This is a genomic window from Nocardioides faecalis, from assembly GCF_018388425.1.
GTDB classification, from domain to species: Bacteria; Actinomycetota; Actinomycetes; order Propionibacteriales; family Nocardioidaceae; genus Nocardioides; species Nocardioides faecalis.
Window position 1 is genome coordinate 2,543,794 of record NZ_CP074406.1, and the last position, 18,006, is coordinate 2,561,799.

17 protein-coding genes are annotated in these 18,006 nt (G+C 74.0%); 11 read left to right on the forward strand and 6 right to left on the reverse strand.

Features of this window, described 5'->3' with window-relative positions; translation table 11 throughout:
• The first annotated feature begins 55 nt into the window (after nt 1-55).
• The 5 genes from KG111_RS11865 (at nt 56) to KG111_RS11885 (ending at nt 4,214) form a co-directional block, all read left to right on the forward strand.
• A complete protein-coding gene (locus KG111_RS11865; protein WP_205293064.1) occupies nt 56-943 on the forward strand; it encodes an SDR family oxidoreductase in 888 nt (295 codons plus the stop codon).
• Nucleotides 944-1,075: 132 nt separating this feature from the next.
• On the forward strand, nt 1,076-1,888 hold the full coding sequence (locus tag KG111_RS11870) for an ABC transporter ATP-binding protein (RefSeq protein WP_205293063.1): 813 nt from the start codon (nt 1,076-1,078) through the stop codon (nt 1,886-1,888).
• Entirely contained in the window at nt 1,885-2,592 is a 708-nt protein-coding gene (locus KG111_RS11875; protein ID WP_249666105.1) for an ABC transporter permease, read from the forward strand. Before KG111_RS11870 ends, KG111_RS11875 begins: the two co-directional genes overlap by 4 nt.
• A complete protein-coding gene (locus tag KG111_RS11880; protein WP_205293062.1) occupies nt 2,589-3,299 on the forward strand; it encodes an ABC transporter permease in 711 nt (236 codons plus the stop codon). Before KG111_RS11875 ends, KG111_RS11880 begins: the two co-directional genes overlap by 4 nt.
• 3 nt (nt 3,300-3,302) lie before the next feature.
• The gene (locus KG111_RS11885) at nt 3,303-4,214 is read left to right on the forward strand and encodes an ABC transporter substrate-binding protein (protein WP_205293061.1); all 912 of its coding nucleotides are present in this window, start codon (nt 3,303-3,305) and stop codon (nt 4,212-4,214) included.
• A 66-nt stretch (nt 4,215-4,280) separates the two neighbouring features.
• On the opposite strand, the gene KG111_RS11890 is transcribed toward KG111_RS11885, so the two are convergent.
• The 3 genes from KG111_RS11890 to KG111_RS11900 all read right to left on the reverse strand — a co-directional run bounded on the left by KG111_RS11890 (nt 4,281) and on the right by KG111_RS11900 (nt 6,783).
• The gene (locus tag KG111_RS11890; protein ID WP_213449992.1) at nt 4,281-5,576 is read right to left on the reverse strand and encodes a polysaccharide deacetylase family protein; all 1,296 of its coding nucleotides are present in this window, start codon (nt 5,574-5,576) and stop codon (nt 4,281-4,283) included.
• Nucleotides 5,577-5,713: 137 nt separating this feature from the next.
• Nucleotides 5,714-6,307: a DUF4334 domain-containing protein gene (locus tag KG111_RS11895; RefSeq protein WP_205292921.1), complete on the reverse strand. Its 594-nt coding sequence runs from the start codon at nt 6,305-6,307 to the stop codon at nt 5,714-5,716.
• A 77-nt stretch (nt 6,308-6,384) separates the two neighbouring features.
• Nucleotides 6,385-6,783 carry a homing endonuclease associated repeat-containing protein gene (locus tag KG111_RS11900; protein ID WP_205292920.1) on the reverse strand — a complete coding sequence of 133 codons (399 nt, stop codon included), beginning with the start codon at nt 6,781-6,783 and terminating at the stop codon, nt 6,385-6,387.
• A gap of 132 nt (nt 6,784-6,915) precedes the next feature.
• Between KG111_RS11900 and KG111_RS11905 the strand changes: the two genes are divergently transcribed.
• The gene (locus KG111_RS11905) at nt 6,916-7,566 is read left to right on the forward strand and encodes an alpha/beta hydrolase (protein WP_205292919.1); all 651 of its coding nucleotides are present in this window, start codon (nt 6,916-6,918) and stop codon (nt 7,564-7,566) included.
• 55 nt (nt 7,567-7,621) lie between these two features.
• The gene (gene cls, locus KG111_RS11910; RefSeq protein ID WP_205292918.1) at nt 7,622-9,094 is read left to right on the forward strand and encodes a cardiolipin synthase; all 1,473 of its coding nucleotides are present in this window, start codon (nt 7,622-7,624) and stop codon (nt 9,092-9,094) included.
• 23 nt (nt 9,095-9,117) lie between these two features.
• On the opposite strand, the gene KG111_RS11915 is transcribed toward cls, so the two are convergent.
• Entirely contained in the window at nt 9,118-9,930 is an 813-nt protein-coding gene (locus KG111_RS11915; RefSeq protein ID WP_205292917.1) for an SDR family NAD(P)-dependent oxidoreductase, read from the reverse strand.
• Between the two features lie 77 nt (nt 9,931-10,007).
• Complete coding sequence (locus KG111_RS11920; RefSeq protein WP_205292916.1) at nt 10,008-10,439, reverse strand: Lrp/AsnC family transcriptional regulator; 432 nt, start codon at nt 10,437-10,439, stop codon at nt 10,008-10,010.
• Between the two features lie 90 nt (nt 10,440-10,529).
• Between KG111_RS11920 and KG111_RS11925 the strand changes: the two genes are divergently transcribed.
• Complete coding sequence (locus tag KG111_RS11925) at nt 10,530-11,435, forward strand: phenylalanine 4-monooxygenase (protein ID WP_205292915.1); 906 nt, start codon at nt 10,530-10,532, stop codon at nt 11,433-11,435.
• A 115-nt stretch (nt 11,436-11,550) separates the two neighbouring features.
• Here the strand turns inward: KG111_RS11925 and KG111_RS11930 are convergent, their stop codons facing one another.
• Nucleotides 11,551-12,648, reverse strand: coding sequence for an NAD(P)H-binding protein (locus KG111_RS11930; protein ID WP_205292914.1), 1,098 nt, complete (start codon nt 12,646-12,648; stop codon nt 11,551-11,553).
• Nucleotides 12,649-12,694: 46 nt separating this feature from the next.
• Between KG111_RS11930 and KG111_RS11935 the strand changes: the two genes are divergently transcribed.
• From KG111_RS11935 to KG111_RS11945, 3 genes are all read left to right on the forward strand, one after another.
• Nucleotides 12,695-13,720 (forward strand): 2-hydroxyacid dehydrogenase, encoded by a 1,026-nt coding sequence (locus KG111_RS11935; RefSeq protein ID WP_205292913.1) that lies wholly within the window; start codon nt 12,695-12,697, stop codon nt 13,718-13,720.
• Nucleotides 13,720-14,463 (forward strand): SDR family NAD(P)-dependent oxidoreductase, encoded by a 744-nt coding sequence (locus KG111_RS11940; RefSeq protein WP_205292912.1) that lies wholly within the window; start codon nt 13,720-13,722, stop codon nt 14,461-14,463. The genes KG111_RS11935 and KG111_RS11940 overlap by 1 nt, the downstream gene beginning before the upstream one ends.
• Nucleotides 14,464-14,557: 94 nt before the next feature.
• On the forward strand, nt 14,558-17,995 hold the full coding sequence (locus tag KG111_RS11945; RefSeq protein ID WP_205292911.1) for an ATP-binding protein: 3,438 nt from the start codon (nt 14,558-14,560) through the stop codon (nt 17,993-17,995).
• Nucleotides 17,996-18,006: the final 11 nt, after the last annotated feature.

An 18,006-nucleotide genomic window follows, 5' to 3' on the forward strand; every position in this document is an offset into this window, starting at 1 on the left:
TGCGGGCGCGCCGAGACCACTCCCGGTTCTCGAGAACAAGTTCTACAGTGGCCGGGTGGGTACCTACGCAGTCACCGGTTCGGCCTCCGGCATGGGCGCGGCGGTCGTCGACCGGCTCCGCTCCGACGGACACACCGTGCTGACCGTCGACATCAAGGACGCCGACGTCGTCGCCGACCTGTCCACGCCGACCGGCCGGGGCGCGGCCGCCCGGGAGGTGCTGGAACGCTGCGAGGGCCGCCTCGACGGTGCGGTGCTCGCGGCCGGCATCGGTCCCGCCCCCGGCGCCGACCGGCCGCAGCTGATCCTGGAGGTCAACTTCCTCGGCGTCGTCGACCTGCTCGAGGCCTGGCGCCCGGCCCTGGCCGCCGCAGGCAACGCCAAGGTGGTGGTCTTCTCCAGCAACTCCACCACCACCGTGCCGCTCATCGCGCGCGCCACCACCGACGCGATCATCGACCGCGACATGGAGAAGGCGCTGCGCAGGATCCGGCTCCTGGGGGCGAAGATGGCGCCGTCGTTCGCCTACGGCGCCTCCAAGATCGCCGTCAGCCACTGGGTACGACGCCACGCGGTGACCCGCGAGTGGGCCGGCGCCGGCATCCGGCTCAACGCCATCGCGCCCGGCGCGATCCTGACGCCGCTGCTGCAGCAGCAGCTGGCCACCCCGGCGGAGGCGAAGCGGATCAAGGCGTTCCCGGTGCCGATCGGCGGGTTCGGCGACCCCGACCACCTGGCGCGCTGGGTGACCTTCATGCTCTCCGACGCCGCCGACTTCCTGTGCGGCAGCATCATCTTCGTCGACGGCGGCTCCGACGCGTGGTTCCGGGCCAGCGACTGGCCGCGCTCGCTCTCGGCACGCCGGGTGCCGGGGTACATGCGCCGGATGCGCTCGTTCCGGCCCTACCCCCCGACGCACGGCCACTCGGACCACTCCGGCTGAGCCCGCGCCCCACCGAACGCTGCGCAGAGTGGTGCGCAGAGTGATGCGCACGCTCACCCCCACCGCCTAGGCTCACCAACGGCCCGCGCGCACCGGGGCCGGCACCGACGACGGCCACGCGATGGGACAGCAATGGGGATCCAATTCGACTCCGTCACGAAGACCTACCCCGACGGCACCGTGGCGGTGCGGGACTTCTCCGCGACCGTGGAGTCGCACAGCACGCTCGCCCTCGTGGGCTCCTCCGGCTCGGGCAAGACCACGCTCATGCGGATGGTCAACCGGATGGTGGACCCCACCGCCGGCACGGTGCGGATCGACGGACGTGACGTGCGTGAGCTCGACAAGGTCGCCCTGCGCCGCTCCATCGGCTACGTGCCGCAGGCCGGTGGCCTGCTGCCGCACCGCCGCGTGGTGGACAACGTCGCCACCGTGCCCGTGCTGACCGGCACCCCACGGCGCGCCGCCCGGGACAAGGCGATGGACCTGCTCACCCTGGTCGGCCTCGAGCACTCACTGGCCCGCCGATTCCCGGGCCAGCTCTCCGGCGGCCAGCAGCAGCGGGTGGCCGTCGCCCGGGCGCTGGCCGCGGAGCCCGAGGTGCTGTTGATGGACGAGCCGTTCGGTGCGGTCGACCCCATCGTGCGGCGCGACCTGCAGGACCAGCTGCTCGGCCTGCAGGCCGAGCTGGGCAAGACGATCGTCCTGGTCACCCACGACGTCGACGAGGCCTTCCGGCTCGGCGACACCGTCATCATCCTGCGCACCGGCGGCGTCGTCGCCCAGGCCGGCACCCCCCAGGAGATCGTGGCCGCCCCGGCCGACGACTTCGTGCGCGACTTCGTCGGCACCGAGCGGTCCGAACGCACGCTGAGCACCGTCGAGGTGAAGGGACGGCGGCTGGTCGTCGACGGCGACGGGCGGCCGGTGGGGGTGCTCGCGTGAGCTGGCTGTCCCTCAACCGGGACTTCGTGCTGGAGATGACGCTCCAGCACCTGCGCCTCGCCGCGCCCGCCATCGCGATCAGTGTCGTCGTCGCCGTGCTGCTGGGCCGCATCGCCTGGCGCTGGCCGCGGGCCGGCGCGGTGGTGCTCGGCGCCGCCGGGCTGCTCTACTCCGTGCCGGCACTGCCCCTGCTCATCGTCATCCCCGTGCTGCTCGGCATCCCGCTGCGCTCGGGCCTGACCCTCGTCGTGGCGCTGGCCGTCTACGGCACCGCCCTGCTCGCCGGCACCGCCGCCGAGGCGTTCCGCTCGGTCGATCCCCGGGTGCGCGAGGCCGCCGAGGCGATGGGCTACTCCCGCACCGGGCTGCTGCTGCGCGTGGACCTGCCGCTGGCCCTGCCCGTGCTGCTGTCCGGGATCCGGGTGATCTCGGTGAGCACGGTCAGCCTGGTCACGATCGGCGCACTGGTCGGCATCCCCAGCCTCGGCAACCTGCTGACCGACGGCTTCCAGCGCGGCATCCAGGCCGAGATCGTCACCGGCGTGGTGGCTACGATGGCGCTCGCGGTGCTGCTGGACCTCGTGCTGGTCGGGCTCGGCATCGTGCTCACGCCGTGGAACCGCCGCCCCAGCCGGCGCCGGGCCCGCGTCGGCGTCCCCGGCCCGAGCGCGGTGCCGGACGTCGTACCGGGGGTGGCGCGGTGAACCTGTTCTCCGAGGCGCTGGCCTGGATCGGCGACGGCGCGCACTGGGGCGGCCCCGGCGGCATCGACACCCGCCTGGTGCAGCACCTGTGGATCAGCTTCGCCGCCGTGGCGCTGGCTGCGCTCGTCGCGGTGCCACTCGGCATCGTCATCGGTCACTCCGGTCGCGGCCGGGTGCTGGTGGTGGCGCTGGCCGGCGCCGTGCGCGCGGTGCCCACCCTCGGCCTGCTCACCCTGCTCGGGCTGTGGCTGGGGATCGGGCTGGAGGCGCCGCTGCTGGCGCTGGTCGCGCTCGCCTTCCCCTCCCTGCTCGCCGGCGCCTACGCCGGGGTGGGGTCCGCCGACCGCACCGCCGTCGACGCCGCGCGGGCCCTGGGCATGAGCACCTGGCAGCTGATCAGCCGTGTCGAGGTGCCCCTGGGCGCGGACGTGCTGCTCGGCGGGATCCGCGCCGCGACGCTGCAGGTCGTCGCCACGGCCACCCTGGCGGCGTACATCTCCGACAACGGGTTGGGGCGCTACCTGTTCGCCGGCCTGAAGTCCCGGGACTACCCGCAGATGCTGGCCGGTGCGCTGCTCGTCGCCGCGCTGGCCCTGCTCGTCGACATCGCGCTGGCCGCACTGCAGCGCGCCGCCCGTGCCCGCACCCGCGGGACGGGTCTCACCGGTACCAGCGGTCCGCTCCGGGCCGCACCGTCGAAAGGTTGATGCATGACCCGCTTCCGCACCGGGGTCGCGCTCGCGGCCGCCGCCACCCTCACCGTCGCCCTCGCCGCCTGCGGCGGAGGCGACTCCGACCCGTTGAGCTCCGGCGACAAGGGCGGGGAGACCATCGTCATCGGCTCCCAGGACTACTACTCCAGCGAGATCCTCGCCGAGGCGTACGCCCAGGCGCTGGAGGCCGAGGGCTACGACGTGGACCGCCAGTTCAAGATCGGCCAGCGCGAGGCCTACCTGCCCGAGATCGAGTCCGGCTCGATCGACCTGTTCCCCGAGTACACCGGTCCGCTGCTTCTCGTGTGGGAGCCGGACACCACCGTCACCCTCTCCGACGACGTCTACGACGCGCTGGTCGAGGCCACCCCTGACGGGCTGCGGGTCCTCGACCAGTCCCCGGCCACCGACCAGGACGCCTACGTGGTCACCCGCGAGTTCGCGGAGAAGTGGGACCTGACCTCGATCGAGGACCTGAAGAAGGTGACCGAGCCGCTGGTCTTCGGCGCCAACTCGGAGTCCGAGACGCGGCCGAACGGCCCCAAGGGTCTCAAGCGGGTCTACGACGTCGAGGTCGGCTTCACCCCGATCGAGGACGGCGGCGGCCCGCTCACCGTCAAGGCGCTCAAGGACGGCGACATCCAGCTGGCGTTCATCTACACCGGCGACCCGTCGCTGAAGAAGAACGACCTGGTGGCGCTCGAGGACACCAAGGGCCTGTTCGTGGCCTCGCACGTGGTGCCCGTGGCCAGCGACGACGTCGACGACGACGCGGCGGGCGTGATCAACCGGATCAGTGCCGCGATGTCGCCCGAGGACCTCGTCAACCTCAACGCCCGCAGCGTCGACGAGCAGCTGCCCGCCGCCACCATCGCCAAGGAGTGGCTGAAGGAGGAAGGGCTGCTCTGACCTGAGGTGCCCGGCCGGGCACAGCCCGGCGCAGAGCCCGGCGCAGGGTGCTCTGGGGGCCGCCCCTCAGAGCACCCCGCCCAGGGGTTGCACCACGACGCCGGAGCCGGCGATGTGCGCGAGCAGGTCGCGGAACCGGTGCTCGGTCCAGGAGAGGTCGTCGCCCTCGTCACCGATCTTGTGGAAGACCAGGTTGGTCCAGTCGCCGTCGCGCGCGGCCGCGTCGACGAGGGCCCGCACCTCGGCGTCGGCCTGCTCGGCATAGACCGAGATCGCCGAGAGCCGGTGCTCCTGGACCCACGACAGCGACTGGTTGACCTCGTTGATGGTGCGCCCGGTGACGAAGTACCGCCGGAGGACCGCGGCCACCCGGTCGTCGACCGAACCGTTCGGGTAGGCGTAGTGCTGGCGACCGCGGAGGTTGCGCTCGCGCAGCCAGGCGGCATCGGCGCTCACCGCCTCGACCAGCGCGTCGTCGTCGAGCGTGCGCAGCGGGGTGTCGCCGTGGCCGCCGATGTCCCAGCCCCGCTCGTGCAGGTCGGTGACCTCCTCGTCGCTGAGGTAGCCGTCGGTCCCGATCCGTTGCCGGATCACGAAGGCCGTGCCGACCCACCCGTGCTCGTCCATGAGCTGCGCGGCGCGGTACTGGCTGGCCCAGCCGTCGTCGAAGGTCAGCGAGACCACGCCCGGCGCGGGGGTGTCGGGGACCAGCACGGCGTTGCAGAAGAGCAGCTCGACGGTGGTGCCGGACGGCGACCAGGCCGTGAACCCGAGACCGGTGACGGCAGCCCAGCGGGGATCGCCGGACCTCTCGGTGAACGCCGAGCGCGGCAGCACGACCTCGGTCCACTCCCCCTCGGCGCGGGCGGGACGCGCGATCGCGGCACCGAGGTTGAAGGCGAAGTAGTCGGTGTCGGTGGAGTGCAGCCGGACCTGGCTGTTGCCCAGGTCGTCCCAGCCCTCGACGCGGACCCAGAGCTTCAGGTGCTGCGCGGCGAGGTCGACCGAGGCGAACCGGCGCAGTGCCACGACGGGGGCCTCGGAGCCGCGCGGCGTACGGAGCCGCACCGAGCCGGTGCCGGCCTTCGCCTGCTCGACGGTGCCGACCTCGCCCCCGCCTGCTGCCCCGCCGGAGAGGTCGTCGAACTCACCGGCGGTGTCGGTCAGCAGGCCGGCCGCGCGGCGTGAGACCCGGATCGGGGTGACCCGGGCCAGCTGCTCCTCCTTGTCCGCGGCCCGGTCGACCAGGCGGTCCGCGACCACGATCGGCACACCGACCGCTGCCGCCGCGGCGGCGCCGGCCGCGCCGATCAACCCGCGACGGCTGCGCCCCGGCTCGGCCGGCGGCGGGGCCGCGCTCATCCGGGGCCCGGGCGCCTCGCCCGACCCGCGGCGGCGCCCCGAGTGCTCATCTGGCGATGATCACCGATCCCGCGCCCGAGCGCCAGGGTCGAGGCCGCCGGCTCGCCGTGCGGAGGCGCGCCGGTGCCGCCGGCGGCTCAGTCGCGCTGCAGCACGAAGAAGTACGGCGGCGCGGCGCGCAGGTCCATGCAGCCCAGCAGCGTGGTGTCGTCGACGCGGCGGAACAGGTCGATGATCGGCAGGTGGTCGTAGCTCATCCCGGCGGTGACCACACCGCGGTACTCCACGTTGCGCAGCCGGGCACGCGGCTTCTTCGTGACCAGCAGCGGCAGCGCGACGCCCATCACCGCGCGGCCCCGGGACACCACCTGCTCGGGGATCGAGTCGAGCATGCCGAAGGGGATGCGCCGCGGGTCGGCGGAGACGATCCGGCCACCCGGCGCGGTGAACAGCAGCGGGTGCACCTCGTCGGCGGAGTCGAACCGCTTGCCGTACCAGCCCGAGGCCTCCAGCAGCCCGTCCATGGGGTGGCCGGTGGCCAGCTCCCGGCCGCGCCACTGGCCACGCAGCGTCTCGGCCCGCACCGCGGGGAGGGTGTCGAAGAACGCCAGCGCCTCGTCGCGGTCGCAGGCGGGCTCGAGCTCGGCGAGCCGGGCCGCCGCGGCAGCGGGGTCGCCGGTCACGTCGCTGGTCGGGTCGCTGGTCGGGTCGCTGGTCACGTCGTTGGTCATCGTCACTCCCTGGTCGGTGGCGGGACCATGATCCCTGCCCGCCGCAAACCGTGGACGCGCCGTACGAAGGGTGGACGTCAGGCGCGGGCCGCGGCGCGCCGCTTCACCTCGGCCCAGGAGAACCGCTGGCGCAACGTCGCTCCGCTCGGTGCGTCCGGCTGCTCCCGAGCCCAGGCCGAGTAGTCGGCGAAGCTGCCGGTGGCACCCGGCTCGGCCAGATAGCTGGCGACCAGCGTGACCACGTCGTCGTCGCTCCAGCGTCGCGTGGTCGACCGGGTCTTGTTGGTCTGCACCCCGGCGCGAGCGCAGGCATCCGTCCACGAGCCGAACCGGCGGATCAGCAGGGCCGGCGAGGCGGCGTCGCGACCCCGCTGCCAGGCGTCGTACGACGCGGCGGTGAGGGGCTCGCCGAGCTCGGCGGCGGCCGCCGCGACGTCCGCGGCGAGTCGGTCGTCGGAGTACACGGGGACTCTCACCCCCTCACCGTAGCCCCACCCGCCGGGCCGCCCCTGCGGCCCGCGAGCCCGTGAGCCCGTGAGCCCGCGAGCCCGCGAGCCTCTGAGCCTCTGAGCCCGGGCGAGGTTGTCCCAGGACGGCAGCATGGCGCCATGAGCATGGAGGCGGTCGGCGAGCCCGCGTTCACCCACCGCTGGGTGCCCAACGGTCCCCGGGCCCTGGCGCTGGTGCTGCACGGCGGCGCGGAGACGGGCACGGATCCGGTGGGGGCGCGCAGCCTGTCGTGGCAGCGTGGCCGGCTGCTGGCCCGGTCGCTGGCGCGCCCGCTGCGCCGTGACGCCGTCGGCGTCGTGCTGCTGCGCTACCGGGTGAAGGGGTGGAACGACGCCGGGGACCCCGACCCGGTCCGGGACGCGCGCTGGGCGCTGGGCGCGCTGGCGCGCCACCACGACCTGCCGGTGGTGCTGGTCGGGCACTCGATGGGGGCCCGCACGGCGGTCGCCGTGGCCGACGACCGTGCCGTGCGTGGCGTCGTCGCGCTGGCGCCGTGGCTGCCTGCTGGGGAGGACGTGACCCCGCTGGCGGGCAAGGTGCTGCGCGCGGCCCACGGCACGGGAGACCGGGTCACCTCCGCCGCCGCGACGCGCGCCTTCGTGGCCCGGGCGAACGAGGTCGGCGACGCCCGCTTCACCGACATGGGCGACGTCGGCCACTACCTGCTGCGCCGATCGCGGGCGTGGACCGGCTTCGCGCTGGCGGGCGTGCGGGAGATCCTCAACGACGTCCACGGCCAGGAAGGCTGAACAGCCCACGGGACACCGCGGAGCCCTCGTGCGCCGCGCGCCCTAGGGTTCCACCATGACCTGGCCCGAGCCGAGCTCCGCCCTCGGCTGGGTCGTGCTGGTCGTCGAGCTCGCGCTGCGCGTGGTCGCCCTCGGCGTGATCCCCGGCAACCGCAAGCCCTCGACCGGGATGGCCTGGCTGCTGCTGATCATGGTCGAGCCGCTGATCGGCTTCGCGATCTTCCTGCTGTTCGGCCGCACCCGGATCGGCGGGCGGCGGATCACCCGGCAACGCGTCGCCGTGGACACCATCCGGAGGCGCGTGGCCGCGCACGACCTCTCCTTCGACACCTCCGCGCTGCCGCCGACGCTGGCCGGGGTGGCCGACCTGAACCGCACCCTGGGCGCCCTGCCGATGACCGGCGGCAACGAGGTGCAGCTGCTCGCCGACTACCGCACGGTGATCGCGGAGATGGCCGCCGAGGTGGACCGGGCCCGCAGCCACGTGCACGTCGAGTTCTACATCGTCGCCTGGGACGAGGTCACCGATCCGCTCTTCGCCGCGCTGCAGCGCGCCGCCGAGCGCGGGGTCGACGTACGGCTGCTCTTCGACCACCTCGGCACCCGCCGCATCCGCGGCTACCACCGGACGCTGCGCCGGCTGCGCGACAGCGGCATCGAGTGGCACCCGATGCTCCCCATCGACCCGCTGCGCGGCCGGTTCCGACGCCCCGACCTGCGCAACCACCGCAAGATCCTGGTCGTCGACGGCGCCGTGGGGTTCACCGGCTCGCTGAACCTGATCGAGCCGGGCTACCACCACCCGCGCAACCACCGCATCGGCCGCGAGTGGGTCGAGCTGATGGTGCGGCTGGAGGGGCCGGTGGTCACCGGGCTGAACGCGGTCTTCGCCTCGGACTGGTACGTCGAGACCGGCGAGACCGTCGACCTGGTCGCCGTGCACGGCGAGCCGGACACGCGCGAGGACGAGGAGCTCGACGTGCCCTGCCAGGTGGTGCCGAGCGGGCCGGGCATCGTCGCGGAGAACAACCTGCGGATGTTCACCACCCTCATCTACGCCGCCACCCGGCGGGTGTCGCTGACCTCGCCGTACTTCGTGCCCGACGAGTCGCTGCTCTACGCGGTCACCACCGCGGCGCGGCGCGGGCTCGAGGTGGAGCTGTTCGTCAGCGAGGTCTCCGACCAGGTGATGGTGGGCCATGCGCAGGCGTCGTACTACCGGGCGCTGTTGGAGGCCGGCGTGCGGATCCACCTCTACCCGGCGCCGTTCGTGCTGCACTCCAAGCACTTCACCATCGACGACGATGTCGCCGTGGTCGGCTCCTCCAACATGGACATGCGCTCGTTCGGGCTGAACTTCGAGGTCACCCTGATGCTGCCCGCCCCGGCCGTCGTGGCCCGGATGCGGCAGGTCGAGGACCGCTACCGCGCGCTCTCGCGCGAGCTCACGCTGAGCGAGTGGGACCGGCGTCCGGCCCGGACGCGGTACCTCGACAACGTGATGCGGCTGACCGCGGCACTGCAGTAGCCGCCGGCTCCTCCTCGGTGCGCTCAGTGGCTGGCGAGGCGGCCGGTGATCCGGCCGATGAGGCCGGTGCGCCCGGGCGCGATGCGCGAGGCCAGGTCCACGATCCGCGCGTCCGGACCGACCACGGCGCGGGGGCGGTCCTTCTCGATCACCTTCACGATGCGGCGCGCCACCAGGGACGGCGGCGGCATCAGCACCGCCAGCCGGCCGGAGGAGACCTGGGCGATCCGGGCCCCGTCGGCACCGAGAGCGCCGGCCGTGATCCCGGTGCGGTGGGTGCCCGGGAAGACCACGCTGACGCCGACCGAGGTGTCGACCAGCTCGCCGCGCAGCGCCTCGGTGAAGGCCTTGACCGCACCCTTGGTGAGCGCGTAGCCGGCAGTGTGCGGCAGTCCCATCAGGCCCGCCATCGAGGAGACGTTGACGATGTGCGCCTCCTCCTGGGCCCGCAGCACCGGCAGGAAGAAGCGGCACCCGTGGACCACGCCCCACACGTTGACGTCGACCAGGGCGTGCAGGTCCTCCAGCCGCTCCGCGGAGAACGCCCCCACCGAGGTGATGCCGGCGTTGTTCACCAGCACGTGCAGCACGTCGTGCTCGGCGAGCACCTCGTCGACCAGGGCGGCCATCCGCTCGGCGTCGGAGACGTCGGCCAGGTGCACCGACGCGCGCCGGCCCTCGGCACGCACGAGCCGGGCGGTCTCCTCGACGCCCTCGGGACGCAGGTCCACCAGGGCCAGGTCGCAGCCGCGGCGGGCGAGCCGCTGCGCGGTGACCCGGCCGATGCCGCTGCCCGCTCCCGTGACGAGGGCGACGCGCCCCTCCAACCGCTGCATGCCTGGCTCCTTGACGTCGTACGAGACCCCGCGAACGAGAACACGTTATAGCCCGTGGCTCGGCGCAGCGGCCGGTCTCAGGAGTGACCCGTGTGCTCCTCGAAGACCAGCACGGTCTGCGTGCCCAGCACCTCGGGCAGCGCCTGCACCCGCTCGAGCACCACCTCGCGGAGGTGGTCGGAGTCGCGGGCGCGCAGCAGCAGCACGCAGTCGAAGTCACCGGCCACCAGCGCCACGTGCGCGGCCTCGGGGAGGTCCCAGGCCCTGGCCCGGAACGACTTCCAGGAGTTCTGCTTGATCCGCACGTGCACGTAGGCCGACAGCCCGAGGCCCAGCGCGGCCGGGTCGACGTCGATCGTGAACCCGCGGATGACCCCGCCCTCGACCAGCCGGCGGACCCGGTCGTAGGCGCTGGAGCGACTCACCCCGACCCGTTCGGCGACCTCCCGCATCGAGGTCCGTGAGTCGGCCCGCAGCACGTCCAGGATCGCGTGGTCGACGGCGTCCATCTCCCGCACTCTGCCATCGAATACCCCCGCGCGGAAGCCATTCGTCCGATGCTGCTCGCCAATGCCCGGACACGGTCGGAGAGTGGGGCCATGTTCACCGAGGGCCAGTACTTCGCGCCCGTGCACGCCGAGGCCGACGGCACCGTGAGCGTCCACCTCGGCTCCGGGCACCCCGGCTTCGCCGATCCCGACTACCGCGCCCGCCGCGACGCACTGGCCACCCTGGCCAGCACCTGGCGACCTGGCGACCCCCTGCCCGAGGCCGACTACACCGACGCCGAGCACGAGGTCTGGCGGGTGGTCAGCGAGGCGCTGGTCGCCAAGCACCGCGCCCGTGCCTGCCGGGAGTTCCTCGACGGCAAGGAGGCGCTCAACCTGCCGATCGACCACGTCCCGCAGCTCAGCGAGGTCTCCGGGTGGCTCGCACCGCTCACCGGGTTCGGCTACCGGCCGGCGGCCGGCCTGGTGCCGCTGCGCGAGTTCTACGGCGCGCTCGACGAGCGCGCGTTCTGGTCCACGCAGTACGTGCGGCACCACTCCGTGCCGCTCTACACCCCCGAGCCCGACGTGCTGCACGAGGTGGTCGGGCACGGCAACACGCTGGCCGACCCGCGCTTCACCGCGCTCTACGAGCTGGCCGGACAGGCCTCCCGCCGGGTGCGCACGCCGGCGGCGCTGGAGGCGGTCAGCCGCGTCTTCTGGTTCACCCTCGAGTTCGGCGTGCTGTGGGAGGACCGCGAGCTCAAGGCGTACGGCGCCGGGATCCTCTCCTCCCCCGGCGAGATCGAGGCGTTCCGCGGCGTCACACTGAAGCCCCTGGAGATCGCCGCGATGGCGACCCAGGCCTACGACATCACCGACTACCAGCACGTGCTCTACGCCGCGGAGTCCTTCAGCCAGGTCGAGGACGTGGTCGGCGGATTCTGGGCGGAGTGCACCGACGACTCGATCGCGACGATGCTGGCCGACGCGGGCGCGTCGTACGATCCGGCCTGAGGCCGCGACCTGCCGACTCGGCGGACGGAAACTCACGAGTCGGCGTACGAGAACTCACGACTCGGGGGACGGAAGGTCCCGACTCGGGGGACGGGAACTCACGAGTCGGGGAGCCTCAGATGTCGGTCGGCATCACGTTGGTGCCGTTCTTCATCCGCTCCCGGAAGCTGCCGGTGGGGAACTCGCGGTCCTTGAGCTTCTCCATGAAGCCGCGCAGGGTCCGCTCGCCGTACGCGGGGGCGACGTGGTCGACGACCGACCAGTACTTCGCCGCCTCGAGGTAGAAGGCGACCGGCTTGAGCTGCTTGGAGATCTTGCCGAGCCGGGTGAGGCGGGCGATCTTCTTGTCCCAGCTGGCCATCGTCACGACGTCCCACTGCGGCTCGCGGCCGGTGATGTCGAACATCATCTGGCCGGCGTCCTTCAGCGTCACGACGTTGTCGGCCACCCAGGGGCCACCGACCGGCAGGACGCGGCCCAGCGCGTCGGCGTTGAGCACCTGGTTGGTGATGAACTCGGCCAGGTCCTCGCGGGCGATCGGGTTGACCACGTTGTACTCGCCGTGGTCGAAGATCCGGTAGGCGAGGCCGTTCTTGACGTCGCCGAAGGTCATCGACAGGTACGGGTAGTAGGCGGTGGGCCGGATGATGGTCCAGGGCAGCGCGCCGTGGTGCTGACCGATCAGCTCGCCCTCGACCTGCAGCTTGTAGACCTGCGGGATCAGCTCGGGCCGGTAGGCGCCGAAGTCGCTGATGTGGATGAACTGGCGCACCCGGTGCTCCACGGCGGCCTTGATGCCGTTGACCACGGCCTCGTGGTCGACCAGGCGGCACTCCTCGGCGTCGTTGGGCCGGCGGCCGCTGAGCAGGGAGATCACGACGGCGGTGTCCCCGCCGGCGACGGCGTTGACGACGTCCGCGGCGCGGGTCGGGTCGCCCACCACGATCTCGGCGTCGGCGAACTCGGCGTCGTTCTTGACCGCGGCGTCGCGGGCCAGCACGACGGGGGCGTAGCCCCGGCTGGCGAGCTCGGGCACCAGCGCCCGGCCGATGTAGCCGGTGCCGCCCAGCACCAGCACGCGTTCGCCGTTGCCGGCACCGACGGGGCCGGTGACGTAGGTCTGCGACGGCGTGGTGAGCAGCCGCTCACGGAGCGCGCGGCTGTTGTCCTGGGCGGCGGCGACATCGAGGTCGGTGATGGTGCTGAAGGCCATGGAATAGATGATATATGCATCCAAGCGATCACGTTAGGTTTGTCCCGTGAACGCACGCACCGGCACCACTCGCACCGGCACCGTCCTGCGGGTCCCCCCGATCAGCCCCGAGCTCCACGCCGCCACCGGCGAGCGGTACGACGCCCTCGACCTGCCGGGCGACCCCGGCGACCCCGGCGTCGCCGACGACCCGGCGCGGGCCGCGTTCCTGGCCGAGCACGGCGGTGACGTGGTGGCGATCGTGTGCTCCAACCTCTCCCCCGTGCCCGCGAGCCTGATCGAGGCGCTGCCCCGGCTCGGGGTGATCGCCAACCACGGGGTCGGCTACGACAACGTCGACGTCGACGTTGCGCTGGCGCGCGGGATCGCGGTCAGCCACACCCCCGACGTGCTCGACGACGCGGTCGCGGAGACCGCGCTCGCGCTGCTGCTCGCCGCCCGGCGCCGGATCGTGACCGCAGACCTGTTCGTGCGCGACGGCGCGTGGTCGAAGGGCGCGTTCCCGCTCACCGACCAGGTCTCCGGCAGCCGGGTCGGCATCCTCGGCCTGGGCCGGATCGGCCGCGCGGTGGCGCGCCGGCTCGAGGCGTTCGGTTGCGCGATCAGCTACCACAACCGGCGCCCCGTGCCCGGCGTCGACTACGCCTACGCCGCCTCCCCGGCCGAGCTGGCCGCGGGCGTCGACAACCTGATCGTGATCGTGCCCGGCGGCCCCGGCACCGAGGGGCTGGTGGACGCCGCCGTGCTCGACGCGTTGGGACCCCGCGGGCTGCTCGTCAACGTCGCCCGCGGGTCGGTGGTGGACGAGGACGCCCTCGTCGCCGCGCTGCAGGAGGGCCGCCTCGGCGGTGCCGCGCTCGACGTGTTCGCCCGCGAGCCGGAGGTGCCGGCCGCGCTCCTGGTCCGTGACGACGTGGTGCTCGCCCCGCACGTCGGCTCGGCCACCCACGAGACCCGCGCCGCGATGCGCCGGCTCACCCTCGACAACCTCGACGACTGGCTGGCCACCGGCACGCTGCGCACCCCGATCCCCGAGATGAGCGCCTCCCCGGGCGAGGGAGGCGAGCGCTGATGGACCTCGGGCTCGACGGAGCGGCCGCCGTGGTCACCGGCGGCAACCGCGGCATCGGCAAGGCGGTCGCCGCCGCCCTGGTCGCCGAGGGCGCCCGCGTGGTGCTGCTGGCCCGGGACCGCTCGGCGCTGGAGGCCACCGCGGCCGAGATCGGCGCCGCGGGCGTCGTGGTCGCCGACACCACCGACGACGCCGCGGTGCGCGCGGCCATCGACACCGCCGCCGAGCTGCTCGGCGGGCTGGACGTGCTCGTCAACGCCGCCGCACCCCGGGCCACCGCGCCCACCGCGCCGGGCCTGGCCGGCCTGGACGACGCCGACTTCCTGCAGAACGTCGACACCAAGGCGTTGGGCTACCTGCGCACCGCTCGCGCCGCGGCGCCGTACCTGCGCGAGCGCGGCGGCGCCATCGTCAACATCTCCGGCGTCAACGCCCGCACCACCGGCAACATCGCCGGGTCGGTGCGCAACATCGCGGTCGTCGCGCTCAGCAAGAACCTGGCCGACGACCTGGGACCGGCCGGCATCGCCGTCACCTGCGTGCACCCCGGGCTGACCGTGACCGAGCGCAACGACGGCGACGCCGAGTACGCCGCCGCGGCCGCCGGCAACGCCCTGGGCCGCCCGGTCAGGGCCGCGGAGGTCGCCGACGTGGTGGTGTTCCTCGCCTCCCCGCGGGCCCGGGTCGCCAACGGCGCCGTCGTCTCCGTCGACGGCGGCCGGGTGGGTCCGATCTTCACCTGAGCATCCGCGACGGCGTGCGACGGCGTGCGACGGCGGAGACGAGGGGGCCCGGTTCTCGCTACGCTGCTTGACGGATGCACCCACGACCACCCCCGTGGAGGAGCCCGTGGACACCGTGGACGCCGTGGACCCGGTGCACGCCGCCGTGGCGGCCACCACGGTGGTGGGCAGCGCGCGGAGGCTCGAGATCCTCGTCCTCGGCGCCGTGCAGGTGTGCCGTGACGGGCACCAGGTCGACCTGGGCACGCCGCGGCAGCGCCAGGTCGTGGCCGCGTTGGCGCTCGCGGGCGGCGAGCCGCTGTCGAGCGGGCGGCTCATCGAGCGGGTCTGGGGAGACGCCGCGCCCCCGACCGCGCTGACCACGCTGCACGGCTACGTCGCCGCGCTGCGCCGGGCGCTCGAGCCCGACCGGGCACCGCGGGGGCCGGCCACCGTGCTCCTCACCCGCGGTGACACCTACCGGTTGCAGGTGCCCGCGTCCGCCCGCGACGAGGTGCGGTTCGAGCGGCTCGTCGCCTCCGCCCGCGCCCGGTTGGAGGTCGTGCCCGACCACCTGCGGCCGCGGGTCGCGCCACACGCGCGGGAGGCGGTCGAGGCGGCCCTCGACGAGCTCGACGAGGCGCTCGCGCTGTGGCGGGGCACGCCGTACGCCGAGCTGGGCGCGGACCCGGTCGCGCACGCGCACCGGATCCGGCTGGAGGACCTGCACCGGATGGCCGGGGAGCTGCGGGCGGTCGGGCAGCTCGCCCTCGGCCTGCACGACGTCGTGCGCGGCGAGCTCGAGGCCCGCACCGCCGAGCATCCGTTGCACGAGCGCTGGTGGGCGCTGCGGGCGCTCGCCCTGGCCCGGGAGAGCCGGCAGGCCGACGCGCTCGCGGTGCTCGACGAGCTGCGCGCACACCTGGCCGACGAGCTCGGCGTGGACCTCAGCCCGCCACTGGCCGAGCTGCGCACCGCGATCCTGCGCCAGGACCCCTCGGTCACCGACCTCGCGCCGCCCCCGGCCGCGCCGGCACCACCGCGCCAAGCCTCCACCCGGTTGCCCCGGGCGCCGTGGCCCCTCGTCGGTCGCGAGAACGACGTCGCGGCGCTGCACGGCGCGCTGGCCGGCGCCGGCGCGGGCACGGCCGGGTTCGCGGTGCTGACCGGCGGCGCCGGGGTGGGGAAGTCGCGCCTGGTCGGCGAGCTGGCCGCGCACGCGCTCGCTCAGGGCTGGCAGGTGGCGGTGGGGCACTGCTCGCAGGAGGACGGGGCTCCCCCGCTGTGGCCGTGGCTCTCCGCGCTGGAGATGCTCGGCACGTCGTACGACCTGGCCACGGCCGGTGCCGAGGCGGGCGGGCAGTTCCGGGTGCGGGCCGGCGTGGCGCGTGCCGTGCTGGGCCTCGCCGCCACCGCCCCGGTGCTGGTGGTGCTGGAGGACCTGCACTGGGCGGACTCCTCGACGCTGGGCGTGCTGCGGCTGCTCACCGAGGCGGCCGGGCCGCAGCGGCTGCTGGTCGTGGCGACCTGGCGGACCCCGGCCACCTCGGCGCGCGACCTCAGCGGGGTGGCGGAGGCGATGGCGCGCCGCCACGCCGTACGACGCGACCTGGCCGGCCTCGACGTGGCCGCCACCGGGACGGTGTACGCACAGGTCGCGGGCCGCGAGCTCGCCGCCCCGCTGGCCGCCGAGCTGCACCGGCGCACCGACGGCAACGCGTTCTTCGTCGTCGAGTTCGCCCGCCTCGCCGGCGAGGCCGACCGCGACGTGAGCGACCTGCTGCACGCCGGCGCCCTGCCGCGGGCGGTGACGGAGGTGGTCGAGCAGCGGCTGGCGGCGTTGCCCGAGGCCACCCGCACCGTCCTGCGCAGTGCCGCCGTCCTCGGCCGGCTCTTCGACCTGCAGACCCTGGGCGAGCTGGTCCGGATCACCCCCGAGGAGCTGCTCGACACCGTGGAGCCGGCGCTGGAGGCGGGGCTGCTGGAGGAGGACGGCGTCGAGCTGTTCCGGTTCTCCCACGCCCTGGTCGTCGACGTGCTCTGCGCCTCGACGAGCTCCACCCGGCTGGCCCGGACCCACCGGCTGGTCGCGGAGCTGCTCGAAGGTCGTGCCGACCGTGAGGCCGAGCTCGCCTGGCACTGGCGCTCCGCCGGGCCCGCGCACGCCGGCGCCGCGTGGCGGGCCGGCGCGGCCGCGGCACGCGCCGCCTCCCGTGTGCACGCCTACGACGACGCCGCCGAGCTGTTGCAGACCGCGCTCGCCCTGCAGGCAGGCGACCCCGCGGCCGGGCCGCGCGAGCGGTTGGCGCTGCTGGAGCAGGCGATCGAGGTCTACCGCTGGGCCGGGATGCTGCCCGAGCTGATCGGCGCCGTGGAGCGCTCGATCGCAGCCGCCGACGAGCTCGGCGAGGTCACCGCGCTGGCGCACGCGGCCACGCAGACCACGCACCGCATGCTGTGGCGCTCCGCGCCGTTCGGGGCGGTCAACGAGGTGGTCGTCGGCGCACTGCGCCGGGCGCTGGCGCGGCTGGGCGAGTCCCACCCGGCGGAGCACGCGCTGCGCTGCCGGGTGCTCGTGAGCCTGGCCAACGAGCTGCGCGAGGAGGTGCCGCTGATCGAGCGCACCGCCTTGTGCCGTCGTGCCTTGGAGCTCGCCCGCGCCCTGGACGACCCGGCCCTGCTGTGCGACGTGCTGCTGCACACCGGCATCTCGACGTGGACCTCGCCCACCGCGCCCGACACCCTGGCCGCGGCCCAGGAAGCGGTCGGGCTGGCCGAGTCGGTCGGGGACCGGCACGCGCTGCTGATGGCGCGGACGATGAGCACGGTGGTCCTGGGCGAGCTGGGCCGGGTCGAGGAGATGTGGCACTCGATGGGCCTCGCCCGGGCGCTGGCCGCCGAGCTGCGGGTGATCTACGCCGACCTGGTGCTGGACGAGATCGAGGTGGCCTGGACCGCGGCGGCGGGGCGGTTCGCCGAGTGCGAGGAGATGCTGGTGACGATCAAGCGTCGCCTCGGGCTCCTGGCCCGCACCGGGCACGACGCCGAGCTCGCCCTGGACACCCACTTCGACCTGTTCGCGGTGCGGCTGTGGCAGGGCCGGCCGCTGGACGCGCTGCCCGGGTTGCAGGCGCGGATCGACGCCGGGTTCCCGATGCAGGTCTTCGTCGTCGTCGCGAACTCGCGCGCGGGGCGCCACGCCGAGGCGGTGGCCGCCTTCGACCCCGAGCAGCTGCACGCGCTGCTGGAGCGTGAGCTGGCCTTCTCCAGCCCGCTGTGGTGCGGGATCGCCGAGGCGGCGCTCCACCTCGGCGACGCCGACCTGGGCCGGCACGCGCACGAGCGGCTGGCGCCGTACGCCGGGCGCGCCTCGGGTGCCGACGGGATGCTCTTCGGCCCGGTGGACGCGTTCCTCGCCCTGGCCGCCGCCGCGGCCGGGGAGACGCCGACCGCGAGCACGCACGCGGATCGTGCCCTCGAGATCGTCGACGCGTGGGGCCTGCCCGCGGCCCACGACTGGCTCGCGGACCTGCGCAGCCGGCACGGGTTCTGAGGCCCCTCAGC

Coding starts and splice junctions, on each gene's coding strand:
- KG111_RS11870 (WP_205293063.1), top strand. CDS start 1,076: ATGGGGATCCAATTCGACTCCGTCACGAAGACCTACCCCGACGGCACC.
- KG111_RS11885 (WP_205293061.1), top strand. CDS start 3,303: ATGACCCGCTTCCGCACCGGGGTCGCGCTCGCGGCCGCCGCCACCCTC.
- KG111_RS11890 (WP_213449992.1), bottom strand. CDS start 5,576: ATGAGCGCGGCCCCGCCGCCGGCCGAGCCGGGGCGCAGCCGTCGCGGG.
- KG111_RS11895 (WP_205292921.1), bottom strand. CDS start 6,307: ATGACCAACGACGTGACCAGCGACCCGACCAGCGACCCGACCAGCGAC.
- KG111_RS11905 (WP_205292919.1), top strand. CDS start 6,916: ATGAGCATGGAGGCGGTCGGCGAGCCCGCGTTCACCCACCGCTGGGTG.
- cls (WP_205292918.1), top strand. CDS start 7,622: ATGACCTGGCCCGAGCCGAGCTCCGCCCTCGGCTGGGTCGTGCTGGTC.
- KG111_RS11915 (WP_205292917.1), bottom strand. CDS start 9,930: ATGCAGCGGTTGGAGGGGCGCGTCGCCCTCGTCACGGGAGCGGGCAGC.
- KG111_RS11920 (WP_205292916.1), bottom strand. CDS start 10,439: ATGGACGCCGTCGACCACGCGATCCTGGACGTGCTGCGGGCCGACTCA.
- KG111_RS11925 (WP_205292915.1), top strand. CDS start 10,530: ATGTTCACCGAGGGCCAGTACTTCGCGCCCGTGCACGCCGAGGCCGAC.
- KG111_RS11930 (WP_205292914.1), bottom strand. CDS start 12,648: ATGGCCTTCAGCACCATCACCGACCTCGATGTCGCCGCCGCCCAGGAC.
- KG111_RS11940 (WP_205292912.1), top strand. CDS start 13,720: ATGGACCTCGGGCTCGACGGAGCGGCCGCCGTGGTCACCGGCGGCAAC.